The sequence below is a fragment of the Aminobacter sp. GW821-FHT11F06 genome (assembly GCF_058808215.1).
Window position 1 is genome coordinate 263,588 of the sequence record NZ_JBXARL010000008.1, and the last position, 25,775, is coordinate 289,362.

General features: G+C 59.2%; 24 protein-coding genes and 1 riboswitch. Of the genes, 14 read left to right on the forward strand and 10 right to left on the reverse strand.

The genetic code is table 11. The features are described from left to right. Window positions 1-19: 19 nt before the first annotated feature. The 3 genes from AC1RTB_RS20370 (at window position 20) to AC1RTB_RS20380 (ending at window position 3,298) form a co-directional block, all read left to right on the forward strand. Window positions 20-1,219, forward strand: a complete 1,200-nt coding sequence (locus AC1RTB_RS20370; RefSeq protein ID WP_492880910.1) for an aromatic ring-hydroxylating oxygenase subunit alpha — start codon at window positions 20-22, stop codon at window positions 1,217-1,219. An 82-nt stretch (window positions 1,220-1,301) separates the two neighbouring features. Further along, window positions 1,302-2,534, forward strand: coding sequence for an NAD(P)/FAD-dependent oxidoreductase (locus AC1RTB_RS20375; RefSeq protein WP_492880911.1), 1,233 nt, complete (start codon window positions 1,302-1,304; stop codon window positions 2,532-2,534). Between the two features lie 440 nt (window positions 2,535-2,974). Beyond that, window positions 2,975-3,298 carry a 2Fe-2S iron-sulfur cluster-binding protein gene (locus tag AC1RTB_RS20380; protein WP_492880913.1) on the forward strand — a complete coding sequence of 108 codons (324 nt, stop codon included), beginning with the start codon at window positions 2,975-2,977 and terminating at the stop codon, window positions 3,296-3,298. 399 nt (window positions 3,299-3,697) lie between these two features. Here the strand turns inward: AC1RTB_RS20380 and AC1RTB_RS20385 are convergent, their stop codons facing one another. The 9 genes from AC1RTB_RS20385 to AC1RTB_RS20425 form a co-directional block, all read right to left on the reverse strand. Beyond that, entirely contained in the window at window positions 3,698-5,086 is a 1,389-nt protein-coding gene (locus AC1RTB_RS20385; protein WP_492880914.1) for an MmgE/PrpD family protein, read from the reverse strand. Between the two features lie 22 nt (window positions 5,087-5,108). Next, window positions 5,109-5,960, reverse strand: coding sequence for a carbon-nitrogen hydrolase family protein (locus tag AC1RTB_RS20390; protein ID WP_492880915.1), 852 nt, complete (start codon window positions 5,958-5,960; stop codon window positions 5,109-5,111). A gap of 8 nt (window positions 5,961-5,968) precedes the next feature. Next, window positions 5,969-6,604, reverse strand: coding sequence for an RraA family protein (locus tag AC1RTB_RS20395; RefSeq protein WP_492880916.1), 636 nt, complete (start codon window positions 6,602-6,604; stop codon window positions 5,969-5,971). A 33-nt stretch (window positions 6,605-6,637) separates the two neighbouring features. Continuing rightward, window positions 6,638-7,504 carry a TauD/TfdA dioxygenase family protein gene (locus AC1RTB_RS20400; RefSeq protein WP_492880918.1) on the reverse strand — a complete coding sequence of 289 codons (867 nt, stop codon included), beginning with the start codon at window positions 7,502-7,504 and terminating at the stop codon, window positions 6,638-6,640. A gap of 117 nt (window positions 7,505-7,621) precedes the next feature. Further along, entirely contained in the window at window positions 7,622-8,698 is a 1,077-nt protein-coding gene (locus AC1RTB_RS20405; RefSeq protein WP_492880919.1) for an ABC transporter ATP-binding protein, read from the reverse strand. Beyond that, window positions 8,695-9,498: an ABC transporter permease gene (locus AC1RTB_RS20410; protein WP_492880920.1), complete on the reverse strand. Its 804-nt coding sequence runs from the start codon at window positions 9,496-9,498 to the stop codon at window positions 8,695-8,697. Before AC1RTB_RS20410 ends, AC1RTB_RS20405 begins: the two co-directional genes overlap by 4 nt. 11 nt (window positions 9,499-9,509) lie before the next feature. Next, window positions 9,510-10,391: an ABC transporter permease gene (locus AC1RTB_RS20415; protein ID WP_492880921.1), complete on the reverse strand. Its 882-nt coding sequence runs from the start codon at window positions 10,389-10,391 to the stop codon at window positions 9,510-9,512. Window positions 10,392-10,403: 12 nt separating this feature from the next. Beyond that, window positions 10,404-11,444 carry an ABC transporter substrate-binding protein gene (locus AC1RTB_RS20420; protein WP_492880923.1) on the reverse strand — a complete coding sequence of 347 codons (1,041 nt, stop codon included), beginning with the start codon at window positions 11,442-11,444 and terminating at the stop codon, window positions 10,404-10,406. A 113-nt stretch (window positions 11,445-11,557) separates the two neighbouring features. Beyond that, entirely contained in the window at window positions 11,558-12,454 is an 897-nt protein-coding gene (locus AC1RTB_RS20425) for a LysR family transcriptional regulator (protein WP_492880924.1), read from the reverse strand. 188 nt (window positions 12,455-12,642) lie between these two features. Between AC1RTB_RS20425 and AC1RTB_RS20430 the strand changes: the two genes are divergently transcribed. Then, window positions 12,643-12,846, forward strand: a complete 204-nt coding sequence (locus AC1RTB_RS20430; protein WP_492880925.1) for a hypothetical protein — start codon at window positions 12,643-12,645, stop codon at window positions 12,844-12,846. 1,518 nt (window positions 12,847-14,364) lie between these two features. Here AC1RTB_RS20430 and AC1RTB_RS20435 read toward each other — a convergent pair. Further along, complete coding sequence (locus AC1RTB_RS20435; RefSeq protein WP_492880926.1) at window positions 14,365-14,661, reverse strand: hypothetical protein; 297 nt, start codon at window positions 14,659-14,661, stop codon at window positions 14,365-14,367. A gap of 169 nt (window positions 14,662-14,830) precedes the next feature. On the opposite strand from AC1RTB_RS20435, the gene AC1RTB_RS20440 reads away from it, so the two are divergent. The 10 genes from AC1RTB_RS20440 (at window position 14,831) to AC1RTB_RS20485 (ending at window position 25,744) form a co-directional block, all read left to right on the forward strand. Beyond that, on the forward strand, window positions 14,831-15,991 hold the full coding sequence (locus AC1RTB_RS20440; protein ID WP_492880927.1) for a mandelate racemase/muconate lactonizing enzyme family protein: 1,161 nt from the start codon (window positions 14,831-14,833) through the stop codon (window positions 15,989-15,991). 35 nt (window positions 15,992-16,026) lie between these two features. Beyond that, a complete protein-coding gene (locus tag AC1RTB_RS20445; RefSeq protein ID WP_492880928.1) occupies window positions 16,027-17,199 on the forward strand; it encodes a M24 family metallopeptidase in 1,173 nt (390 codons plus the stop codon). 128 nt (window positions 17,200-17,327) lie between these two features. Continuing rightward, window positions 17,328-18,767, forward strand: a complete 1,440-nt coding sequence (locus AC1RTB_RS20450) for an amidohydrolase family protein (RefSeq protein ID WP_492880929.1) — start codon at window positions 17,328-17,330, stop codon at window positions 18,765-18,767. A gap of 161 nt (window positions 18,768-18,928) precedes the next feature. After that, window positions 18,929-19,034: riboswitch (glycine riboswitch) on the forward strand. 46 nt (window positions 19,035-19,080) lie between these two features. Further along, a complete protein-coding gene (locus AC1RTB_RS20455; protein WP_492880930.1) occupies window positions 19,081-20,334 on the forward strand; it encodes a D-amino acid dehydrogenase in 1,254 nt (417 codons plus the stop codon). A 223-nt stretch (window positions 20,335-20,557) separates the two neighbouring features. Beyond that, window positions 20,558-21,646, forward strand: coding sequence for an NAD/NADP octopine/nopaline dehydrogenase family protein (locus AC1RTB_RS20460; RefSeq protein WP_492880931.1), 1,089 nt, complete (start codon window positions 20,558-20,560; stop codon window positions 21,644-21,646). Continuing rightward, complete coding sequence (locus tag AC1RTB_RS20465) at window positions 21,643-22,533, forward strand: dipicolinate synthase subunit DpsA (RefSeq protein WP_492880932.1); 891 nt, start codon at window positions 21,643-21,645, stop codon at window positions 22,531-22,533. Before AC1RTB_RS20460 ends, AC1RTB_RS20465 begins: the two co-directional genes overlap by 4 nt. After that, window positions 22,530-23,876, forward strand: coding sequence for a dihydroorotase (locus AC1RTB_RS20470; RefSeq protein WP_492880933.1), 1,347 nt, complete (start codon window positions 22,530-22,532; stop codon window positions 23,874-23,876). The genes AC1RTB_RS20465 and AC1RTB_RS20470 overlap by 4 nt, the downstream gene beginning before the upstream one ends. Beyond that, entirely contained in the window at window positions 23,873-24,556 is a 684-nt protein-coding gene (locus AC1RTB_RS20475; protein WP_492880934.1) for a resolvase, read from the forward strand. Before AC1RTB_RS20470 ends, AC1RTB_RS20475 begins: the two co-directional genes overlap by 4 nt. Before the next feature lies 1 nt (window position 24,557). Next, the gene (gene thmT / locus AC1RTB_RS20480) at window positions 24,558-24,758 is read left to right on the forward strand and encodes a 2-hydroxymuconate tautomerase (RefSeq protein WP_492880935.1); all 201 of its coding nucleotides are present in this window, start codon (window positions 24,558-24,560) and stop codon (window positions 24,756-24,758) included. Further along, the gene (locus AC1RTB_RS20485; protein ID WP_492880936.1) at window positions 24,755-25,744 is read left to right on the forward strand and encodes an isochorismatase family protein; all 990 of its coding nucleotides are present in this window, start codon (window positions 24,755-24,757) and stop codon (window positions 25,742-25,744) included. Before thmT ends, AC1RTB_RS20485 begins: the two co-directional genes overlap by 4 nt. Window positions 25,745-25,775: the final 31 nt, after the last annotated feature.

The following is a 25,775-nucleotide window of genomic DNA, read 5'->3' on the forward strand; positions in this document are numbered from 1 at the left end:
CGTCATAGGAGAAAATAAAATGCTAAACCATAGCACTCGCGCGAGCATTGCCGGCGTCGGTTTCACTGACGATGCCACTAACACACGTGCCCCTCACGGTCGCTACTACACGGATCCAAAGATCCATGAAGCTGAGCAGCAAGCGATTTTTCGTAAGGAATGGCAGTACTTCTGCCACCAGAGTCAGATCCCTGTGTCAGGTGACTACATAGTCGGAAAAATTGCTGAGCAATCGATCTATGTCGTTCGCGGACGCGACAACGAAATTCGTTCTTTTTTCAATGTGTGCCAACACCGTGGTCACGAGCTTTTGGCCGGGCGCGGAAGACTCAAGTCGGTTGTTACCTGCCCTTATCATGCCTGGACATACGACCTGGAGGGTAAGTTACGGGGCGCACCCAAATACAACGAAGTTGAGCATTTTGATCGGACTTGCGTGAAACTGTCGGAAGTACGACTAGAGATCATAGGTGGGTTTATCTTTCTCAACTTGGATAAGGATGCCACCCCGCTACGCAAGCTGGTTCCTGACTTCGAGCCAAAGCTGCTGTCGATGATCGCCGAAGCGTCCGAGCTCAAATTTGCGGCTCAAGGCGACTACGACGTGAATGCGAACTGGAAGGTGGTAACAGAGAATTTTCTTGAAGCGTACCACGTGGAATTTTCCGGTCCCGCGCATATGGATCTTGGCCATACCATTGATACCGAGTCATATCGGTTTAACATTAAGGGTCGGACCATTGAGTATACCGCCAGGGGAGGCACAGCGAATCTGCTGCCATACACCGCGCATGAAGAGTCAAAATTCACAAACTCAAAAGGCGCACCCTTTCATCAGCTGTTCCTGTGGCCCAACGTCTCCTTCTCTGTCTTCCCCAATACCAACATGCTGTTTGTGTTCAATATCAAGCCCTCCGGCCCTGAAACAGTAGCGGAGGAATTCGTCTACTTCACACTGGACGATGAGATGACGCCCGAAACCGCTTCTGCCGTCGCCTACATCAATGAGAAGCTCAATCACGAGGATATCGGCATCGTCGAAGGTGTTCAACGTGGCTTGCGATCGATCGGCTATACGCCTGGTCGTCTCATGGTGGACGCGAAAAAGGAAGCCGCGTGGGGAGAGCATTTCCTCCACCACTTCAACTCATTGATAGTGGATGCACTCGAGCGCAATGGTCTTGGTGAGCTTTCGACAGAAAGCGCGCCAGCCAGCTAACAAACGCGATAGAGATCCGAAAATGTGCGGATCAGGCGAGCATCCAGAGCCACTGAGTTTGGGAAGTGCCGGAGGAAACAAGATGGACAAACGAGCGCTTGAGACACAACGCATAGTGGTTATCGGTGCCGGGCAGGCGGGGTTTTCTGTATGCTCGCAACTTCGCATCTTTGGATTTTCCGGCCCAATCACTCTGATTGGAAATGAGGGGCAGCTACCTTATCAGCGCCCCCCGCTTTCAAAAGCATACATGCTCGGAAGGATGGCGCTAGATCGCCTTCTATTCCGTCCGGGTGGTTTTTACGCAGACGAGAATATCGACCTGTGTCTATCGTGGCAGATCGTGGCGCTGAACCTGGAAAACAAGACGCTGACCGGCAGTGATGGCTCTGTTCTGTCATATGATAAGCTTGTGATCGCTACGGGCGCGCGGCCGGTTCGTCTGCATGAGTCTATCGGTGGCGACCTCTCCGGCGTTCATTACATTCGCACATTAGCCGATGCAGATCGCCTGGGCGCTAGCATCGCCGCTGCCAGATCGGTTCTGATCGTGGGAGGAGGATATGTCGGCCTTGAAGCCGCCGCAGTTGCTTCGGAACTCGGCAAGCATGTAATTTTGGTGGAGGCAGGGGAGCGGATATTACAGCGCGTGGCCTCCGCCGAAACGTCAGCCTATTTTTGCAAACTTCATCGGTCACATAACGTTGCCATCCGCGAGGGTGTGCAACTGATCCGTCTAATTGGATCAGATGGTAAAGTGACCCGAGCGATCTTGTCTGACGGAACAGAGATCGAAACAGACGTTGCAGTTGTTGGGATTGGTGTCAGACCGAACCAGGAGCTGGCCGAAGCCGCGGGGCTTGATGTCGGCAACGGGATCAAGGTCGATTCTTATTGCCGGACATCGGACCCCCATATCTACGCAATAGGAGATTGTACGTCATTTCCATATGGCGAGGAACGCATCCGCCTTGAAAGCGTGGGCAATGCGATTGACCAGGCCGAGGTGGCTGCCCGAATGCTCGTCGGCAGGCCGGTGCCCTATCAGGCAAAGCCGTGGTTCTGGTCCGATCAGTATGACACAAAGCTGCAAATAGTAGGCCTGTCACAGGGCAGCGATTGTACTGTTGTTCGCGAGCAAAACAGCCGATCTGTTTCCCACTGGCATTTTGCCGGTGATCGTTTGGTCGCAGTAGATGCCATGAACGACACGCGAGCCTACATGGTCGCCAAACGTCTGATTGATAGCGGGCGATCCCCCAACCGCGGCGCCTTGGCCAATACAGAAATTGACCTGAAAACGCTGCTCGATTGAAGGGAACAGTCGGCGGCTTTTGACACCAAGGAAGGCCGGCCTGATCGGCGACGGGTGTGTTCTCAAGAGAAGTTTCCAACAACGCCGCTTGTTTTGGCCTGCTGAATTCCGGAGGTGTATTTCGAATGAACCGAGGCATTGATCCCAAAGTTCTTGGGGATATAGACGAATTGTTGAGAGTGCGGCTGGATGGGAAACAGTAATCGAGCGCTGCCAGCTGTTATCGCCTTCAGCGGTGTTGCCGTGAAGAACGGCCAGATCAATCAGGGGGCGGGTGAAGTTCGCTGGAGAGCCTCCCGAAGCCAAAGCGCATGAACCACCACGGATAGTCGCGGGGCGCGACGGCGTCGTCGCCGAATAGGCGCGCGTATGTGGTCAAACAAAAGTATCAAACGAGAGGATGGGCATTCACCGCATCTGGCTGGAGGCTTTAGAAGAAAATGGCAAAAATCACTTACATTGAATTCAATGGCAATGAGCATGTTGTAGAGGTTTCCTCCGGGAAAACAGTGATGGAGGGTGCCCGGGATAATAACATTCCTGGGATAGATGCGGAGTGTGGTGGCGCTTGTTCATGCTCAACATGTCATGTTTACATTGACAGTCTTTGGATCGAAAAGTTGCCCATCAAAAACGAAACTGAAACAGATATGCTTGATTTTGCATTTGAACCGGACGCGGATCGCTCACGTTTGACTTGTCAAATTGCCGTTACTGATGAATTGGATGGGTTGGTCGTGCAGATGCCGGAAAGGCAGCTCTGAACTCTCGTCCATAGTGCAACCGCGTGACAATAAGGCACTCGGCCCTCGATGCGCGTGGAGTTGCCGGGTGAGCGGCTGCTTGTCTTTGCTAGCTGATTTCGAGAATCGGCAAAGGCTGGCGGCGGCGTTTGTCCTGCTCTGCCTCGGGCCGATTTCACGGTCCGCTATCTAAGATCTTAGCGCCGAAGCTGCCGGTCTCCTTGCGGCCCCTGACTGGTCTTTCAACTTGGTCCGCTAGTGATCGCTTCTGGCACATTTAATCCGATGGCGATCGGCGATCTTGTCTGCTCATCTAATATCCCGATCAGGAAGAGAAACCGAAGCGGCGCAGGTGGCAGATGCCGTTGTCGTCGGCGATGGAATCTATCGATGTCGGCCTTGGCAGCTAAGCTACTGATATTATGTTTTCGGCTCGGCCAAGCCAACTTCGGACTGTGCCAGAAGGCGAACCAGAGTTGATATTGACGCTAGATTTTCAAGGTTGCCGATCAACCTTGCAACGACAGCGCCGGTATCTCCCAATCGCGCTGAGGTAAGTTTCAGAAACTTCTTTTCGAGGAATTCCGCAGAGAGCGCGTTTGCCGCCTCGCCTCTTGCAACATCGACGTCAACTTTGAACTGCCGGCTACCCGGCAAATGGAGTTCCGCTGTAGCTGCATGAGGGAAAGCGGAGGAACTTGTGTGGGTACGCAGTTCAATCCGATCGATCGACGCAGCCACCCGCGGGTTGTGCAGATTTTTGGTTGAAAACCAATCGCAACCTGGTTCGATATCCAGCAGGGCCATAGCGAAACAATAGGGTCCACTGAATTGGGCCGCCCAGATATCGGCCGGGGCGCGGTTATTGAATGGCCATTCGCATACGATCGGCGGCGCCGAGACGACGATTTTCTCGTAGTTGCCGGTCTTTGGATCTATGCCGGCCTGTTTGAAAACTCCGACAACGGCCTCGATGCCGCTTTGCAGAATGCGGCAGCAGCTATACGGTTTGAAGCCGACTTCGAGGATTTCATAACGTTCGCCAAGTCCGCCGGTCAAAAGATCGTAGTCACAGGCGTCGGCGCCAAACATGCGCCAGAACCCGGTGTTTCCGTCAAGAATATCGAGCGGCCCCGTGAAACCGCGACGGGCCAGAAACGCAGCGTTCACGCCCACCTGGGCGGCCGTCCCGAAATTGTTTTTCGCGATGCTGGGAACTGCACCATAGACGGTTTTCATCACCGATGCCACCGGCGCGTTTGCTGCGGCGATAGCCAGCGCGTGCGCCGATTGGTCCGCGTCGAGTTGGAGAAGCCTGGCTGCCGTCGCAGCAGCGCCGAGTGTCTGCCACGTCCCATGGCCATGCAGCAGTTTCCTCGGACTGGAATGCGACATGGATATGCCGACGCGGCCGCTGACCTCATAACCGACAACGATTGACTCAATCAGCTCCTGTCCTGAACAGTCGAACTTTTCTCCAACGGCAAGCGCCGCGGAAATGACCGTGGCGCCCAGATGACCCTTCTTGTAGATGTCGTCAAAGTCGAGGGCATTGATCAGCGTTGCGTTGGCGAAGGCGGCAACCGCACAATCAGCCTTCAACGGACTGCCAGCCACATGAACGTCGCCGCCGAAATCCATGTCACGAATGAACCCTTCGACTATCTGAGACGCCGGCAACTGATAGGCTCCGATCAGGCAACCGAGGGAATCCAGAAGGCAGAGCTTCGATTTTTCGATGACCTCCGCTGGAAGAGAGCCAAAGTCTTCGGATGCGAGATAGCTCGCCAGTTGCTGGGCGGAACTCATGGTGTTCGAAATCCGTTCCGTTCTATCCCTGTCCCACAGTTAGTGAAACATCGTGAAGAGCAACGCGATGGTCCGACATCGGGATCAGCGCGCGTACAGCCTGCAGGCGTTCCGGATCGATCCGCGCCGACAGTACGCCGACCTTGTCGGACGCACGGGCGATGATCTGCCCCCACGGATCGCAGACCAGTGAATTTCCGTATGTGTGTCGGACCTCGCCGCCAGGGGCGGGATAAGGCCCCCATTGGCCGCAGGCCACGAAATAGGCCTGGAACTCGATGGCTCGGGCGCGGCAAAGCACTTCCCAGTGATCCTTGCCAGTCTGCATGGTGAAGGCTGCCGGTAGGATGAATACGTCTACGCCGTCAGCAGCGAGCCGATCGAAAAGACGCGAAAAACGCAAATCGTAGCAGATGGCGCAAGCGATCCGGAGACCATCGAGTTCGTAGATCAGGATATCGTTGCCGGGTGTGACTGCCGCGGACTCGTGATATTTCTTTCCATCCGGCGCCGTAATGTCAAAAAGGTGGATCTTGCGATAGATGCCGACCTGCCACCCGCGCGCGTCAAACACAACGGTGCTGTTGTGGATACGGTCGCTGCCCGCAATACGCTCGAGGATGCTCCCCGCGTGGATGGCGACCCGGTTCTCGGCGGCAAACGCCTGAAGCATACGATAGGCCTTACCACCAGGGATGTCGTCGGCGGCGTTGCGCTTTTCCTCCACGCTCCCGCCCGACCAGTCGAAATGTTCCGGAAGGACAATGAGATCCGGACTGTCGAGATCGACGGCCTCCTGCATGAGGCGTCTCGCCTCCGCGAGATTGTAGTTGCGATCTGGCTGCGAGTTCATCTGTATCAGGGAGATTTTCATGGATCGCTTCACTTGAAATCAAAGATGGAATTGCCAGCCTCAAGGTGAGGACGCAGTCTTAACGACCGCTCCTGGCGTTCGCGGGCCTGCTCTGCAATGCCCCACATATGGGCGACATCGGCGACGAAGACGCCTTCGTTGTCGGCAAGCACCGCATAGCCCGGCAGGACGGCCGCGTCACCGCAAGCCACCGGAACGTTGATAGATCCGCCGATCTGGAACTCACGGCTGGTCGTCTTCGATGATACGCCGCGGCACCAGACGGGAAAGCCGCTCGCCGCAATTTCCTCGATATCGGTACAGGGACCATCGACGACAATACCGACTGCGCCGCGCGCTTTCGCCGCTGCTGCGACGCCGCCGCCGATACAAGCGACATCGTCACGGTCCACCCGCGATATGACGAGGAAATCGCCTGGGGAAAGCAGGTCAATGGCCTTGTAGATGATTACTCCGTCGCGGCCAGGCGCCGCGACGGTGACCGCGCTCCCGCACGCCTTTGACGGACGAACTGGACGGATGTTGCCACCGACAAAGCCCAGATGTTCGAAGTGACCGATCGTTGCCGTTTCCACATCTTTGAGGAGATCGCAAAGATCGTCAGGAAGAGAAGGACAACTCTTTAATAGCCGGTACTTCTGCATTGGAATTTGCCTGCGACAGGAGATGTGAAGGATTCAGACCGGGCGCTCGCCTGAGGTGGTCGTGCGGTGCATGATACGGATCGTATTCGGATCAAAAGAGTCGCGGCGATGCATGGTGCAACGATTGTCCCACATCATGATATCGCCTTGATCCCATTGCTGGGTAAAGACTTGATCCGACCCGGTGGTGTGATCCCAGAGCTTCGCGATGAGTTCGTTGCTTTCGTCGAGCGGCATGCCAACGATCCAGGCGCCGTCGGACGTACCGCCGAGATAAAGCGCCTTCCGGCCAGTCTCGCCATGGGTGCGCACAAGGGGGTGGACCATGCCACTCCACTCACGAAAATCCTTGCTCTTCGGCGCAGCTTTTCCCAGGCGCACTGTCCCGGTTTTGTCGTAAACGTTCTGGAAGAAGATCTGGCGGCCCTCGACCTGCTTGCGCAGGGTCTCGGGGAGCGTTTCATAGGCGACGTAAGTGGACAGAAAGTAGGTGTCCCCGCCAGACGGGGGCACTTCGACCGCACGGAGGATCGCACCGGCCGGTGGCCTTTCGTAAAACCATGTGTCGGTGTGCCAGGTTGCCTCGCTGTTGCCCATGGCACCGCTCGGCTTGCCATCCTTCATCGCATTGCTGATGACGAGGATTTCCGGATGGGTCGGATGGCCGCCTTCCTGTAGCTGCTTTGGGTGAATGACAAACTCGCCGAAATTACGGGAGAACTTCACCTGCTGGGCGTCGCTTATGCGCGTCTTCTTGAACCGGAGGACACCGTATTGCAGCCAGAATTTGCGCACTTCCGCGATATCCTGGGCATCATAGTTCTCGAAGTCGAAACCTTCGATATCCGCACACACATTGCTGGAGTGCTGGACCGCCGTAATTCTTTCCTTGGTGAGCACCGCTCAATCTCCTTTGCTTGAGACCTTCAAGAGGTCAGGAGCACTGTAGGTCTGTCCGGGAGCCGCTCTCAAATATCAGTTGTTATGCATTGATTTCGGTAGCTTATGAGTGGCGGTTCACTCGGCGAGCAGCCTCACGGCGCTCGTGGCAATCGAGACCGTGATCGACTTGCCGACCTCAAGGCGATCCGAGCGGGATGATCGAACCAGCGCTTTCAGGGTTACTCCTCCCGGAAGCGTCACCCAGAGATCCAGATGGGCGCCGAGATTGACAATCCTGGAGATCAGGCCGTCCAGCACATTCAAATCGCCTTTCGTGGCATTGGATGGATCAACGATCTTTACGTCTTCCGGCCGAATGCAACAGAACTTGGCATTCGGATTCGTCGCAGCGATGTTCGCATCGAGCGAAATATCACCGGATCTGATAGACACTCGATCTCCATTGGACCGAATAGCCGTAACCGGAAGAATGTTGGACTTGCCAATGAAGTCGGCGACGAACCTGGTCCGCGGGCTGTTGTAGATAGCTTCGGGCTTGCCTTCCTGCGCGATGACGCCCCCCGACATCACGATGATGCGGTCCGACATCGCCATCGCCTCTTCCTGGTCGTGCGTGACGTAGACGAAAGTCATTCCCAGCTGCTCCTGGATTTCCTTGAGCTCGACCCGCATGGCTTCCCGCAGCTTAAGGTCCAGATTGGAAAGCGGCTCGTCCAGCAAGAGCACCGACGGTCGGGGCGCGATAGCGCGCGCCAGCGCCGTTCGCTGCTGCTGTCCCCCTGAAAGCTCCTTCGGATAGCGCGCGTCGAAACCTTCGAGGTGAACGCTTTTCAGCGCCATCTCCACGGTTTGCTCGATTTCTGCACGTGGGGTTCCCTTCATCTTGAGGCCGAAGCCGACATTCTCGGCGACCGTCATATGTGGGAAGAGCGCATAGTTCTGGAAAACGAGGCCGATATTGCGCCTCTCCGGGGGGACGCCTGCCTGCCTCTTTCCGCGAATGCGGATTTCACCCGCGGATGGCTCCTGAAATCCAGCGATCATGTTCAGCGTCGTCGTCTTGCCACAGCCGGAAGGGCCGAGGAGGCTGACGAACTCGCCCTTGGGAATCGACAGGCTGATGTCGTTGACGACGAGATTGTTTCCATAGGCCTTGCGGACCGAAACCAGTTCGATGTCGATGTCGCTCATTTGCTTCCACCATGTATCTGCGCGGAAAAGCCGCCCAATTTTTCAAAAATGAATATGGTCGCCAGGATGAAAACCAAGGACGCGACGTTCACAGCCGCCAGCACCGGATCGAGGCTGTATTCCATGTAGTTGATGACCGTGATCGGAAGTGTCGTTTGCCCCGGCCTGACAAGAAATACTGACAGCGGAATGTTGTTGAAGGAGATGATGAAGGCGAAGGTCATGCCGGAAAACACCCCAGGCTTGATCAGAGGAAACAGAATATGCCGGATCCGCTGCCATCTGCTGGCGCCAAGGATTTGCGCGGCACGATCGAGATTCCTGTCGAAGTTGTAGATCGACGTCGCAATCATTCTGGCGGCAAACGGCAGGGTCAGGACGATGTGTGCGGCGATCAGCCCAGGGGTCCCGAGGAGCATGTAGAAGCCCACCGAGGATAAAAAGAGCACGATTGCCACGCCCTTGACGATCTGGGGCACCGCAAGCGGCGACAGCAGAAACGCCATAATGGCGTCGCCTCCCGGACATTTCTCGTAAGCGATGGCATAGGCTCCCAATGCACCGAGCACACCACTTGTGAGAGAAACGATCACCGCAATCTTGACGCTAAGGATGAACGGGTTGAGCCACTTGGATTCCCACAGCGCGCCGTACCACTTGAGGGTCCAATCTCCAGGGGCAAAGGTCACCGCGGAAGACGGACTGAGAGATGCCGACACCACGACGAGCAGCGGAAGCGTGATGAAGGCGAGTGCGAGGCCAAGCGAAAGCCAGAACAGGACCGAGAGAAAACGGTTCATGGTGCCTGCTCCTAGACGTTCATTTTCTTGTGGAGGCGCGCCTCCGTCCGGGTGCCGACAAAGGAAATGGCAAGCATCAGAATCAGCAGGACGATCGCCATCACGGCCGCCATCGGCCAGTCGATGTAGAACATGATCTGCTCGTAGATCATCGTCGCCAGGACCTTGAAACGTGCGCCGCCGAGCAGTGCCGGGGTGGCATAGGCACTTGCCGCCATTGTGAAAGAGATCAACAGCGCGCTGACTATTCCAGGAACAGACAGAGGCAGCAGGATGTGGCGGATAACCGAGGCACGCGAAGCGCCGAGGATTTGAGCCGCCTTTTCAAGGTTGGGATCGATGCCCTGTATGCTCGTCAGAATGGCTAGGATTCCGAATGGCAAAACGACATGTGTGAGGCCAACGACCACGCCGAAGAGGTTCTTAGCGAGCGGCAATGGCGATGAGATCAATCCAAGCCATATCAAGGCATCGTTGATGAAGCCTCTGTCTTCGAGAATGATCAGCCAGCCATAAGTTCGCAAAACGACACCGGCGAGCTCTGGTGCGATTGCCAATGCAAAGACGACCGCTCGCCAGCGCGACGTGGATCGCGCCAAAAAATAGGCAACCGGATAGGCCATGACCGTGACGCAAATCGCCACCAGCGCGGACATCAGGATCGTGCGGAACAGGCCCGCAAGGATCAGGTCGTCGGTGAAGAACCGACCGTAGCTGTCGAGGGTGAATGCCGCAGTCTTCGGATCCTGAAAGCTGATGCCAATCATCATGCCAACAGGCACGGCGAAAAAGATCAGGAGAATGGTAAAAGGCGGAATGAGCGGAATATATCCGCGCAGCGCGAACCTGCGACGCGTCGGCACCGCAGGCAGTTTCGTCATGTCAGTCGTCATCAGGAACCGCTTTCAGTTCGCAGCGTGAACGACTTCTCGTTCCCAGCGTGCGCCCCACTCTGGCAGTTTTGTCGCCATCACGGAAAGATCGGGCAGCAGCAGCTGCTTGAGGTCATCTTCCGTCGTGATCTGCTTCGCGCGGAACGCCTCCGGCACCTCAATGTCGGTGCGTGCGCTGCCGACTTTGTAGCCGGTAGCCCATGCTTCCTGGCTGGACTTTTCGAGGAAGAAGTCGACGAACTTCATGGCAGAAGCCTTGTTTTCCGCGCCGACGGGGACGTTCAATGTTGCAATCAGCGGGATCGTGCCCTCCGAAGGCTTGAGGTAATCGACCGGCAAACCGCTATCCATGAGGAGTTGCGCCCGTCCGTTCCAGAAAGGCATCGCCCATACCTGGCCGTCCTTCATGTAGGTCTCCATCACCGAGGAGGATTGCTCGAAGCCGATTGATTGTTTGGCAAGCAACGCCATGGCCTTGAAACCCTCGTCGACATTCTCCAGCAGGTCGCCGCCGCCCTTCACCGAGAGCACTTGCATGAGGTTCGCCGCCATGATGTTTTGAAATGTCGGTAGGATAACTTTGCCCGTGAGTTCTTTGTCGAACAGCGCGGACCAGGATGTCGGAGCGGTCTTCAGCTTGTCGGTACGCCACAGCAGCGACAAGTACTGAACCTCGTGTACCGCACCGCATTCGCCAGCCATCTTGTTAATCGCGGGACTGAGCTTCTCCAGGTTCGGCACTGCCTGTGCCGAAAATTTCTCAAGCAGGCCATCGCGGCAACCATCGAGCGACTGCGAAGCGGTCATGACGACGACGTCGAAACCGGGCCGTCCGTTGGTAGCCTTGACCTTCGCGTAGTCCTGCGAGGCAGAGCCCACCGGGTCATAGATCACGCTGATGCCAGTCCTGTCCTCGAACGGTTTGATGATCCTCTCCAGGATGATCGCCTCGTATGGTCCGCCATAGCTGTTGATGATCAACTGCTCCGAATGGCCCGTTGCTACGGCGGCCAAAAGTGCTGCCGCAGAGACGCTGAGAGTCTTGAAGGTCATGATCCTGCCCGGTTTTTGTTTGGTTCCCACGTCCTATGTCGCGCGTCCCGGGCGGCGCGTCTAATATAATTTGGCCTGCATTGATAAGTTCTGGATATCAATGCAGGCCATCATCACTTAACCTTTGAAGCAGCCGCCAATGATGTGGCGATATCGATGATGTCGTCCCGGTTCGCCGTCGGATCTTCCTTGTTCCAGGCGATGCCCAGCCCGATGTTGAAATCCACGCCATTCACCTTGCGCAGGAAGAAATTCCGGTTTGGCAAATCTTGCGTCCATTCAGGGACAAAGCCTATGCCTATCCCTGCCGACACCAGGGAACACAGCGACATTGTATCGTCGCACGTATAGGCAATGTTCTCAGTCAGCCCGAATTCCCGGAATTTTTCGTTGAAGTACCTTTCCGTGTAGGAAAGGTTCGATCGCGAGAAGGAAATGATCTTCTGTTCGCGCAGATCGTGCAGACTGATGCTTTCTGCAGCAGCGAGAGGGTTCTTGTTGGAGATCGCCAGCAGGTACTGTTCGAGCGCGATGCTCTGGTACCGCAGTGAACCGATATTCTCGAAAGGCCGGATGAAGCCGACATTGGCATGGCCTCTTTCGATGTCGCGAATGATGCCGTCGGTCGTCCCGCTTTTGATGTGGATTTGAATGTCCGGGTAACGCCGGCTGATGCGGGCAAGGAAGCCAGGTAGGATGCCGAATGTCGCGGGATAGATCGTGCCGATCGTGATCTTGTTGATGTCTTTTCCGGCCGCAGCTTGCGTTACTGCCGCGGTGGTTTCGACAGATTTCAGGATATCAATTGACCGGCGATAAAACACCGCCCCCGCTGTTGTCAGTTGCACTCGCCGTGTGCTGCGAACCAGGAGTTTGACACCGAGTTCCCTTTCCAGTGCCTGGATCTGCAAGCTCAAAGCAGGTTGGGCGATATTCAGCTTATGGGCGGCGCGGCCGAAGTGGAGTTCTTCCGCGACGGCTACGAAGTAATTGATGTGGCGCAATTCCATGCAGCCCTCTTTCCAGGCAAGTGGGAGACCAGATTCCGCTCAAGGTTGCCCCGGACAATAGACTCAAGTCAAAGCTCTCAATCCACCACATTGATACGATGGGCCAATCAATCTTCTGCCGCTTGAATTGGACGGCGAGGTTCCGACGGACGACCATGCTCACCGTGACAGCAACGAGGTGGCGTGACATGACGACGATCCTGCGGCGCGAAAATGCACCTGTTCATCAGCCCCCGGCGGTGGAAAGCAATGTGCATTCGCGCGCCCTATGCTGGGATGTTGCGGATCGGATCAGCTCTGCCGGCATCTCAAACCCACAGATGGAACGCAGCAAGTGCCTCAACTGCAAGAAGAGGATCGCCGGCCTGTGCCCCGCGATTCACAATCTCTAGCGGATGCATATGCCGCTTGGTCGGCTCCGACGGCATTTCCAGAATGAGCATTGCATGTGCGAGGTAGTTACTGGAAGCACCAGCCTTGAGCTGGCCTCCGTGAGCAGCGCAACCGCCACGGGTGGGATCTTCGGCATGCTGACCAGCGGCTTTACGCTTTTTGGTGATGGCGACTCGCGCGTTGGCGCGGGCTCGACCTGGGCCTGGGCCTGGAAGAGTCCGGCCTCAAGACCGCGACTGGGAAGGGAAAGCTTCGGGTCAACTTCTGACCTGACTGTCTGGATTGACCCATCGCGTTGAGGGTGCAGCAGGGATCTTAGGCAAACACCGTCGCGGTTGGTGAGGATATGGAAGGCGGCATGGATCCGCATGGGGTCTCGACGCCGATCGGCGCGGCAACCCATCGCAGTCGCTGTCGCTGGGCGGGTCTATACTCGGCGCCGAATCACGCCCTAGCCTAATCGAGTTGAACGTCGGCTATTCCCATGGTGCCCGCCGTCGGCAATCAACTGGCGAATGTCGTCGGCCGTTATCTGATCGATCGGCTTTCAGATCCCCCGGGCCGACGGCAGCACCCACGAAGTCGGTCGCCCGAGCCCACGCTCGAGAGTACCGTATTCTGATTTTGCCCAGTATCCACGTTCCGGTGTTGGAATGTGGTAGCGATCGCAGGTCTTCTTCAAGGCCGTCCCCGTGACACAGTAATCTACTGCAACTTTGGTCATGGGTTTGGACCAAATCTGCTCATAAATCGCCTCGCGAGAAACCGTCTTCACCCTTTCAACCTCTATCTTCCGCATGTGCGCACGACCCGATTCCCGAAGTCTATTAATCTACGACCGAGGTGGGCGTATTGATTTTGTCAGTTTTGACGGTACTTTATAGGGGGTTAGATTCGACCTTCGCCGTTCACGACACCCGCGAAATGGCCGATAGATGTCGATAGTTCACAGAATTTTTCAGCTATAGTCGTTCTAAAAAACCCTGCAAATTCAAAAGGCTAACTTTTTGACGGTCTCGTTCGCGGTCTAAAATCGCGAAAGAGAATTTTGCGCAATTAAAACAGGTACTTAGGGTGATAAAAATAATCGAGTGGGAATGATTCAGGCCTATCCGAACGCCGCCGATTGGAGGCTGGCTGTGGGCGGAGTTTCGCTCCGCGGACGAACGCCATTCCCTCGATTTGAACCCAAGATCAACGGGGCGGGCTGAGCGGCACCCCTCTCGTCGCGCCTCGGCGGGTTCGATGGGAAGAGCCCGCGCCAGCATAGGAAAATGCCAGATTTTCGAGCTCGACACCGTCCTGGCCCGAAGCCGCAGCGTGAGGAACAAGCACGCTCCAATGTCACTGGTGACGATGCCAAGCGGCATGGAACTGGCGGCACGGGCGACGTCGTCAACGACGAGCACGAGCAGGGCGCCGTCCAGGGTAGAGCTTCATTCCCGCGCCGGATGCACAACAGCATCTACTCTCGCCGCTGGCCGTCCGCGCCAATAAGGGCGTGCTAGGCTACGGCCTCATTCCTCTGCTTCATAGACATGGCGCTCGAAGCGTTCGAGCAATGCGTGCATCGCCTTGCGCGCGTCAGCGAATGTTTGGGATGCGCCTCTGGCCGCCATGTCGGCCGCGTAGGCATCGCGTGACGCGAAGCTGCATTCCCACCTGACATCAGGGCCATCACCTTCGAGCCGGATCAGGATGCGGCCTGGATCGAGCCCCAATTCCCGCCTGATTTCGGTTGCCTTGCGGCGTTGCTCCAGCACGGCCGCAGCCTGGCCTTCGCTGGCGAAATAGTTTGTTGCTTCAACGATCATCGTTTTCTCCTCTCCCTAAGCGGCTTCTGAGGCTGCCGCGCGCATCCTGAAAATTCGGTGCTGCGAGGTGCTTGACGCTCCAAAAATATGATCATAAAGTGTGATCACACTAGATGATCGCAAATGTAGCGCGACGCATCGCCGGTGACAATGAAGAAGGTACAAAACGTTGCCCACCATCAAGTCCATCGAAACGCTGATTGTCCAACTGCCGACGAGGCGCGAGCACAAATGGGCCGGCCTGACCGAGGTCATCGGCCGCTATGTCATGGTCAAGATGACCGACAGCGACGGCCGCGTCGGCTGGGGCGAGGCGCCGGCTCTCAAGGATTGGGGTGGTGAGTTCGGCCGCTATTTCGGTGAGTCCGCGCTGATCACCCGTGCCGTCATCGAGACCTATCTGGCGCCTGCCGTCATTGGCGTCGAACTCGGCAACTTCGCCGAATTGCACGCCCGCATGGATGCCATCATCCGCGGCTATCCTTATTCCAAGGCGGCGGTCGAATTCGCTGCCTACGATCTTGCCGGACGCTGGCTCAACGTGCCTGTCCATACGCTGCTCGGCGGCAAGGCGCGCGACAAGGTCGCAATCACCCATTCGATCGGCCTGATCTCGATCGACGAGGCAAAGGTCGAGGCGGCGAAGCTCGCCGAAGAAGGCATCAAGACGATCAAGGTCAAGATCGGCGTCGACCCTGTGCGCGACGTCAAGATGGTGGCGGCTGTCCGCGAGGCTGCCGGCGAGGCGATGGAAATCTGCGTCGACGCCAACGAAGGCTACAAGACGCCGGGCGAGGCGGTGCAGACCATTCGCCAGATGGAAAAGTACCGGCTCAAATATGTCGAGCAGCCGGTGATGGGCATCGAGCGCATCACCGAGGTGGCACGCCGCATCGATGCGCCTGTCATGGCCGACGAATCGGCGTGGAATGCCCATGACGCGATCCAGATCATCGCCGCCGGCAAGGTGCAGATCGTGTCGATCTACACCACCAAGGCGGGTGGTCTCTACAAGGCGATGGAGGTCGGTGCCGTGTGCCGTGCCGCCGGCATCATCTGCAACGTCAACGGCTCGATTGAGACCGGCATCGGCAATCTCGCCAATGTCCAGGTCGCTGCTGCTTCGCCGGCGGTGACGCTGTCCTGCGTCATCCCGATCTCGACGCCGGCGGAGGCCCAGCACGGCCAGGTCGGCGGCATCTACTACACCGACGACCTGCTGGTCGAGCCGATGCGCTTCTCCGATGGTGCGATCGCGGTTCCGACCGGGCCTGGCATGGGCATCGATGTCGACATGAAGAAGATCGAAAAATACCGCGTCCGCGATTGAGCGTGACACCAGGCTTCCAGGGGAGAATTTTGAAAATGCGGGCAGAAATCGTCGCAAAGCAGGTCAAGGCATTGGCTGAGCATGGGCTCGATGCCATGATCTGCTCGTCGCCTGAAAACTTCGCCTACACCACAGGCTTCGTGGTTCCGTCGCAGCCGCTGATCCGTCATCGCCATGCGATGACGATCGTCACCGCGGATGGCCGCACTGCAATCTTCGGTGTCGACATGGAGGCATCGACCATCAAGCGCAACCAGCCCAACGTGCCGACGCGCATTTGGGCGGAGTTCTCCGACGACCCGATGCTGGTGCTTGCCGATCAGCTTTCCGGGCTCGGCCTGGCCAGCGCCCGCATCGGCCTCGAAATGGACTATCTGCCGGCCGGCGATTTCGCCCGCCTGATCGCAGCGATGCCGGGCGCACGCTTCGAGCATGCCGAGCCGATCCTGGCACGGTTGCGCCAGATCAAGACGGCGGAAGAGATTGCCCTTCTGCGCAAGCTGTCGCGCATCGCCGACCAGGCGATCACCGACACGCTGGCGGTTGTCGATGCCGGTGATTCCGAGATGGATATTGCCGGTCACCTGACGCGCAACGTCTATTCGCTCGGCGCCGACCACTTCAAGCTTCTCATTGTCGCCACCGGCGAGCGCAGCGTGCTGCCCAATGTCGGGCCGTCCGAGCGCGTGCTGAAGCGCGGCGATGTCTGCCGCGTCGAGATATTCTCGGTGATCAATGGCTACCAGGCAGGTGTGTGCCGCACGGCAATCGTCGGCGAGGCGCCACCCATGGCCGACAAGATCTGGGCGCATCTGGTCGAATGCAAATACGAGATCATGGAGAAGGTGAAGCCGGGCGCCAGCTGCCGCGAGATCTACGACGCCTTCATCGCCAAGCTCGCCAAGCTCAACCTGCCGCCGATCTCGTTCGTCGGCCATGGCATCGGCCTGCACCTGCATGAGGACCCCTATCTCGGCCTGACGCCAGTGCTCGGCAAGCCGGGCAGCGACGCACCGCTTGAGGAGAACATGGTGCTCGGCTTCGAGCCGCTCTGCTACGACACCGGCTATGGCTACGGCATGCAGAACAAGGACATGCTGCTGGTCACGTCGAACGGTTCGGAGCTTTTGTCCGACTATGCCGACACCGACAAGCTGATCCTCTGCGGCACCGCCAAGCATGGTGGCAAGGTCAAGGCCGTCGCCTGAGCGAACTTGCCTTGTGAATTGGCAGCCGGGGTGCTTTGTGGCCCGGCTGCATAGCGAGATATCGCCCGCCGTCACGGACCGGCGGGACGAGATTGAAGGTCCGTGAGTGAAGTATGGGGTGGAGACACATGCGCACGCTGATCGAGAATTTGAATTTCGCCTTCACGGTCGACAAGAACGACACGGTGCTGCGCAACGCCAGCGTGGTGGTGGAAGGTGACCGCATCGCCGATATCGGGCAAGCGGATGAGGTGGCGGCGCGCCACAAGGGCAAGAGCTTCGACAAGGTGATCGACGGCACGATGCTGGGCATCTGCCCGGGTTTCGTCGACAGCCACGTGCATCTGTCGGAGACGCTGTCGCGCGCGGTCTTCCCCGACAATCTCAACACCCGCGCCTGGGTGTTCCACTGGGCCAAGCCCTTCTACGCGCACATCACAGAGGAAGACGAATATTGGGGTGCGCTGCTCGGCATCACCGAGATGCTGCGTTGCGGCACCACCTGCTTCCTCGACATGGGCTCGCAATACGATCCCGGCATCGTCATCCGCGCCATGGACAAGACCGGCATCCGCGGCATCACCGGCCGCCACGCCGCCGACAACCGCCCGGCCGAGCTGCCGCGCGGCTGGACCGAGGAGATGGCCGAGCATCATTTCTTTCCTGACGCACAGTCGGCGCTGAAGGTGCTCGAGGAAAACGTGCTTCGCTACAACAACACGCTCGACGGTCGCGCCCGCTGCTGGGTCAACATCGAGGGCAAGGAGCCCTGCAGCCTCGAACTGCATGTCGGTGCGGTGAAGCTCGCTGAAAAGCTCGGCGTCGGCACCACCTACCACCTCGCCACCTCGATCGAGGAAGCCAAGGTCTGCGAGAGCAAATATGGCTGCTGGCCGATCACCCGCATCGACCGCGCCGGCGGCATCGGCAAGAACCTTGTCATCGCCCATGGTGCTGCCGTGTCGGACGAGGAGGTCAAGCTGCTCGCCGAACGTGGCGCAAGCGTCGCCTTCTGCCCATGCTCCTCGTTCAAGCTCGGCAAGGGCGCGACCGCCATCGGCAAGTATCCTGAGATGGTCAAGGCCGGCGTGAAGGTCGGGCTTGGCACCGACGGTGTGTCGGCGGCCGGCAACATGAACCTGATGCGGCAGATGCTGGTGGTTGCCGGCATGTTCAAGGATGCCCGCATGCAGCCCGACATCTTCACCGCAAGGCAGGCGCTGCGCGCCGCGACCATCGAAGGCGCACGCGCCTTGATGTGGGACGACGAGATCGGCTCGCTGGAGATCGGCAAGAAGGCCGACTTCATCCTGTTCGACCTCGACCATGTCGAGTGGACGCCGTTCTACGATCCGCTGCAGGCGCTGGTGTTCTCGGCCTCGACCGCCTCGATCACCCAGACCTGGGTCGACGGCAAGGTGCTTTATGCCGACGGCAAGGTGCAGGGCGTCGACGAGCCGGGTATCCGCCGCAAGGCCCGCGAACTGGCGGCCGCTGCCGTCGTGCGCGCCGGCCTGCACGAGCATGGCGTGGAGACGACCACGACGCTCTACGACGAAGGAAACTGACGCACAGCGCTTCCGCATCTGACGTTGCGGAAGCGCTTGCCGGTCTGTAGAAGCAAAATGTTCGCAGGCTGCATGGGAGAGATTGGCCGAACCTTTTGGGGCTTTGGCCGGCGCCGACGGAGCAACCCCCCAGGAAACTCTCAGGCAAAAGTGACCATGCATCTGAACGATCTGGAGAGAGGCACCTGGAGTGCCCACCGAAGGGGAAAGCCGCGCCGGCAAGGCTGTCGCGGTTAAGCTCTCAGGTACAGCGACAGATTGGGGAAAAACCGCGGGCTCCGGCCCGATCCCAACTTTGATCGCGGAGAGTGAAATGCCCCATATTGCCGTTATCGGCGCCGGTATCACCGGCGTTACCACCGCCTATGCGCTGTTGGAGCGTGGCTATTCCGTCACCGTCATCGACCGCCAGCGTTATGCCGGCATGGAGACGTCGTTCGCCAATGGCGGCCAGCTTTCGGCCAGCAACGCCGAAGTGTGGAACCACTGGTCGACTTTGCTCAAGGGCATGAAGTGGATGCTGCGCAGCGATGCGCCGCTGCTGATGAACCCTAGACCGACCTGGCACAAATATGCCTGGCTTGCCGAGTTCGTTTCCAACATCGCGAATTATCGTGACAATACGGTGGAGACGACGCGGCTCGCGATCGCCGCGCGCAAGCACCTGTTCGCCATCGCCGAGCGCGAGAACATCGACTTCGACCATGTCCAGCGCGGCATCCTGCATTTCTACTGGGACAGGCCGAGCTTCCAGCATGCGCTGAAGGTCAACTCTATGCTGGTCGAGGGCGGTCTCGACCGCCGGCCGGTGACCGCTGCCGAGGTGAAGTCGATCGAGCCGACCCTGCATGGCGATTTCCACGGCGGCTTCTACACGCCGTCGGATTCGACCGGCGACATCCACAAATTCACCTTCGGCCTCGCCAAGGCCTGCGAGCGGCGTGGCGCCCGTTTCGTCTTCGACGCGACCGTCAATCGCATCGCCCGAGACGGCGTGTTCTGCATCGGCTATTCCAGCGGCGGGGCAGCCGGTGAGGGGGGCGACCAGATCGTCGAGGCCGACGGCATTGTCGTCTGCGCCGGTTCCGCCAGCCGACACTTCGCTGCCATGCTCGGCGACCGCGTCAATGTTTATCCAGTGAAGGGCTATTCGATCACCGTGCATCTCGATGATGAGCACAGCCGGCAGGCGGCACCTTGGGTCAGCCTGCTCGACGACCGCGCCAAGATCGTGACCAGTCGTTTGGGCGAGGGGCGTTTCCGCGTCGCCGGCACAGCCGAGTTCAACGGCATGAACCGCGACATCCGCGACGACCGCGTCAAGCCGCTGGTCGATTGGACCCGCATGCTGTTCCCCGGCGTCGACACAAATCGCGTCGTGCCATGGGCCGGCCTCAGGCCGATGATGCCCAACATGATGCCGAGGGTCGGCAAGGGCCGTCAGCCCGGCGTGTTCTACAATACCGGCCATGGCCATCTTGGCTGGACGCTGTCCGCCGCCACCGCCCAGATGGTCGCTGAGACCATCTCTGGCGAGTTCGGCACCGATGCCGCGATCGCGGCATGAACTCGCTGCCATCATCGAAGCCGCCGGGTTCACAGCCGTAGCGGGATGACAGGCGGAAGGGCATTCTTCCGCTTGACAATTCCATCTGTGATCATAAAGTGTGATCAAATTGATTGATGCCAATCAAGTCGGCGCGTGGGCTCGGGAGGAAACCGGTCCGCGACACCATGGTGCTTGAGGGCGCGTGGTTCGAATCGCCGCGCTTCGATCCTCGGAGGAGAGAATGAAAGTTGCAGTATTGGGCGCGGGCGCGGGCGGTGCAGCGTCGGTGGCAGAATTGGTCCAGGCCGGCCATGACGTCCATTTCTGGGCGCGTTCGGCGGAGACTTTGGAGCCGCACATCAAACTTGGCGGCGTGGCATATGAAGGCAAGCTCGGCGAGGGCGTAGCCAAGCCGGCGCTGATCACCATCGATCTCAAGGCGGCGATCTCAGGCGTCGACGTGGCGGTGGTCGTTTTGCCGACCTTCTCTCATTCGGCGATTGCCAGCGCTCTGGCCGCTGCCGGCTGGTCGTCCAGCAAGCCTGTCGTGCTCAACCCCGGCCACACCGGCGGGGCGCTCGAATTTGCCGAGACCTTTTCGCGCACCGGCCGTGCTGCCCCTCCGGTCGTCGAGTTCTCGACGCTGACCTATGTCGCGCGCAAGTATCGCCCCGATGGCGTCACCGTCTCGGGTCGCGCCAAGCAGCTCAAGGCCGCGGCGCTGAAGGGCGGTTCGGAAGTTCTGGAAATCGCCGGCAAGCTCTATCCGGGTCTTAACCCGGTTGCCGACGTGATCGCCTCCGATCTCTCCAACGTCAACATGGTCCTGCATCCGCCGGCGGCTGTCTTGGCTGCGGCATGGGTCGAAGCCACCGGCGGAAATTTCACCTTCTATGTCGACGCCATGACGCCTGGCGTCGCCCGCGTCATGAAGCAGCTGGACGATGAGCGGCTGGCCGTCGCCAAGGCATTTGGCCACGATCTGCCCAATCTCATCGAGGAGATGAAGCTTCTCGGCACGGTCGAGGCCGATGTCACCGACACCAGCGATTTCCGCGCGGCAATTGCCGGCGGCGAAGCCAACAAGCGTATCAAGGGCCCGGACTCGCTCGAATACCGTTACTACAAGGAAGACTTCGGCCACGGCCTGCTGCCTTTCCTTGAATTCGCGAGGATCGCGGGCGTCGAAACGCCGGTCGCGCATTCGCTCTACAGCCTGGCGCAGATCGCAGTCGGCACCGACTATCGCAAGGGCGGCCGCACCGCCGAGGCGATGGGCATCGCCGGCATGTCCAGGGATCAGGTCATTGAGAAGGTAAGGTCGAAATGAGCTGGAACAACACAGTCATCGCCGTCGTCGCCGGTGACGCCCGCGAACAGGAGATCGCACGTTGTGCGGTCCGTGCCGGCGCAACCGTCCGTGCCTATGGCTTCCCCTGGCCGGATGAGGGTATCGAAGGCGTCTACCACGCAAAGGACGCTGCTGACGCGCTGAAGGGCGCCGACATTGCGCTGTTTCCGATCCCCGGAATCACCGCCGAAGGCGCGCTATTTGCCCCGAAATGCCCGGAAAAAATCATTCCCACCCGCGAGATGCTGGCCGGCATGAACAAGCCTGGCCACATCATTCTCGGTTGGGGCGACGCCAATCTGAAGGGCCATTGCGAAGCGCTTGGCATCACGCTGCACGAATATGAGTGGGACGTCGACCTGATGCTGCTGCGCGGCCCGGCGATCGTCGAGGGCGTGCTCAAGGTGATCATCGAAAACACAGAGATCACCATCCACAAATCCAACATCTGCCTGGTCGGGCAAGGTACCATCGGCTCACTGCTGACCAACACGCTTCTGGCGCTTGGCGCCCATGTCCATGTTGCGGCGCGTAACCCGGTGCAGCGCGCTGCCGCCTATGCGGCGGGTGCGGAATCGCTGACGCTCGAACAATTGCCGGAATACCTGCCGAAGATGGACATCGTCATAGGCAGCGTGCCCAAGCGGTTGCTCGAACGCGAACAGCTGGCGCTGTTGCCCAAGCATGCGCTGCTTGTCGATGTCGCGGCTCCACCCGGCACGATCGATCGCGACGCTGCCGCCGAACTCGGGCTGAAGACCATATGGGCGCGCGGCATGGGCGCGCGCGCGCCGATCACCGTCGGCCGCAGCCAGTGGAGCGGCATTGTCAGGCGCATTGCAGGAATTTTGGAGCAGAAGTCATGAAAGCGGATCTGGTCATCAAGAATGCGCGGGTGGTTCGCCACGATGGCGAATTCCACGGCGGTGTCGCGGTCAAGGACGGCAAGATCGTCCTGACCGGATCGGATGAGTCGCTGCCGGACGCCACCCGCACCATCGATGCCGAAGGCCGCGTGCTGATGCCTGGCCTGATCGACCCGCACTGCCATCTCGGCGTGAAATTTCCCTTCGCCGAGGACATGCGTACAGAGACTGCGGCAGCGGCTTCCGGCGGTGTGACCACAGCACTGCTCTACATCCGCAACCTCAAGGAATCCTATTTGCCGTTCTACGAGGAGCGGAAGGCGCTGGGCGAGGAGAACTCGGTCATCGATTTCGGCTTCCACTTCGGCATCCAGCGCGAAGAGCATATCGCCGAGATCCCCGAGATCATCGCCAAGACCGGCGTGAAGTCGTTCAAGTGCTATTTCGGCTATGAGCCCGACAATCCGATTGGCATCGTGCCGGCGACCGACGGCTGGGTCTACGCCGCGATGCGCATTCTCGCCAAGGTTCCCGGCGGCGTCATCAACGTGCACTGCGAAAACACCCAGATCGCCTCGTGGATCAAGAAGGAGATCGCAGCGACCGGCCGCCAGGACCTCGGCGCCTATACGGAATCGCGTCCGGCCTTCTGCGAGGTCGAAACCATTCGTCGCATGATCTTCCTTGCCGAAAAGACCGGCTGTTCGCTGCATCTGGTCCATACTTCGGTCGGCATGGGGCCGGTGCTCGCCGCCGAGGCGCAGGCGCGTGGCGTGCACGTCACAGTCGAGACCTGCCCGCACTATCTGACGCGCACCTGCTATGACGACGACCTGGACATGCGTGCCAAGATCTCGCCGCCGCTGCGCGACCGCAACGAACTCGAAGGCCTGTGGGCCGGCATGCTCAACGGTTCGGTCTACAGTCTGGGCACCGACCACGTGCCGTTCCTGCCCAAGAAGCTCGAGGATTTGTGGACCGAATTCCCAGGCGTCGTCAGCTTCCCGTGGGAGCTGTCGCTGATGCTGCATTTCGGCGTTCACCAGCGCGGCATGCCGCTCAGCCGCCTGGTCGAGCTCAACTCGTTTAATCCGGCGCGTCGCTTCGGCCTGTGGCCGCGCAAGGGCCACATCGATGTCGGCTTCGACGCCGACCTGGTGCTGGTCGACCTCGATGAGGAGCGCACCGTCACCCACACCGGCAAGGGCACCTGCATCTATGAAGGCTGGAAGCTCAAGGGTTGGCCGGTGATGACGGTGGCTCGAGGCGACGTGGTCTACGAAAACGGCGTGGTCGCCGACACCAACTACGGCCGCGGCCGCTGCGTGACGCTGCCGTCATGACGACAGCCGACCTCGATCAACTGGACCTGGCCGGCCGGGTTTCGCTGACACCAGCACGTTTGCCGGTGCGCGAAGCGGTAGCAAGCATCGTTGCCCGCAAGGCAACGATCCGCCAGGAGCGGTTGTCGGGGATCCACAATCCGTGGGGCCATGTCATTGGCCTCACCGATCCGTGGAGCTTTCTCGACCTGTGCGAGAGCAATGTCGTGATCGACGCCGCGCGGAAGGCCATCGGACCCGACGTCATCTTGTGGGACAGCGAGCTGTTCGCCGAAGCGGGCGCCTACGGCGAGTTTCTGAGGCAAGGCGGGGAAGGCCGCTACTGGCCTGTGAGCCCGCTTGCCGGCGTCATCGTCCTGCTGCCGGTCGGCCGCGAGAACCCTCGGGCCAAAGCGATCAGGCTGGAGGAACTGGGCCCCGAAGCGCTCGACGGCTTCGATGCCGCCGAACCGCTTTACGTCGTCAGGCTGATGCCGGCGACCAGCCGTTTCGACCGCGACCCGGACCATCCGGCCAACCGTGCCTGCATGGAAGAGCAGGTGCTGGTCAATTATTCGAACCGTCCGCTGTGGCTGCTCTGTGGCACCGACCGGGCGGATAACGATCTGGTTTCGGGCTTCGCGCCCGCCGTGCCCGTCTGGGCCTCAGGCGCGCTGCCCACCGAAAGAGAGGAGAAATAATATGCCGTTCGTCGTCGTTGAGATGTGGGAGGGGCGCACTGTCGAGCAGAAGCGCAACCTCGTCAAAGCCATCACCAAGGCCATGGTCGAAGAGGCCGCCTGCAAGCCCGATCACCTGCATGTCGTGATCCACGAGACCCCTAAGGACAGCTGGGGCCGCGGCGGCGTGCTCGGCATCGACATGGTGGAGAACAAGAAATGAGCCTCGAAGCCCTCGACTACCGCAAGTCGGCGCTGCTGGTCATCGACCTGCAGAACGCCTTCATCCACGAGAAGGGCACGCTCGGCATTTCGGGCGTCGACACCAAGCGGCTGTCGTCGATCGTGCCGCCGCTGGCCAAGCTGATCAAGCGCTGCCAGGACACCGGCATTCCGGTCATCTGGACGATGCAGGAACACTTCGCCGTCGACCAGAACCGCGCCAAGAAGAAGCTGCTCGGCCACACCGCCCGGCGCAAGCAAGTGTCGGCGCTGGCAGGCAGCTGGGACGAGCAGATCATCGACGAGCTGAAGCCGCTCGCCGATTTCGACCCGTCCTTCGTCATCCGCAAGCATCGCTTCGGAGCGTTCTATGAGACCCGTCTCGAAATGATGCTGAAGATGCTGGGCACCCAGCATCTGTTCATCACCGGCGCGACCACCAATGCCTGCGTCGAGACCTCGATCCGCGAAGCCTATCTGCGCGACCTCGACGTCATCGCAGTCGATGACTGCGTCTCAGGCGTCAATGCCGAATGGGAGGCTACCGCCAAGCAGATCTGGAAGCAGTATTTCTGCGAGATCGCACCGTCGTCGGAAGTGCTCGACTGGATCGGCGAGCAGGTCAAGCCGCGCGTCACCAACTACGGCCACCAGCTGATCATGGTCAACGATATCGACACGTCGGTTGCCTTTTACACCAACCAGCTCGGTTTCACGATCCGTGCGGCCAAACCGCTCGCGGATGGGCGTCCGTTCACCGCCTTCCATCAGGGCATCGCCCTCATTCACGGCAAGGCGAGCGATCATCGCCAGCTCGACCACATTGCCTTTGAGGTCAATGACGTCCGCGCTCTTGATACCAAGCTCAAGAAGGCCGGCGTGCGCTATTTCAACGAGCTGCATGACGGGCCCTATGGGCTGACGATCTATATCGCCGATCCCGACGGCACCAAGGTGGAGCTATATCAGGTCGGCGCGACCGCCTGAGGTTTCGGCGTTATTGTGGACTTTCAGGCGC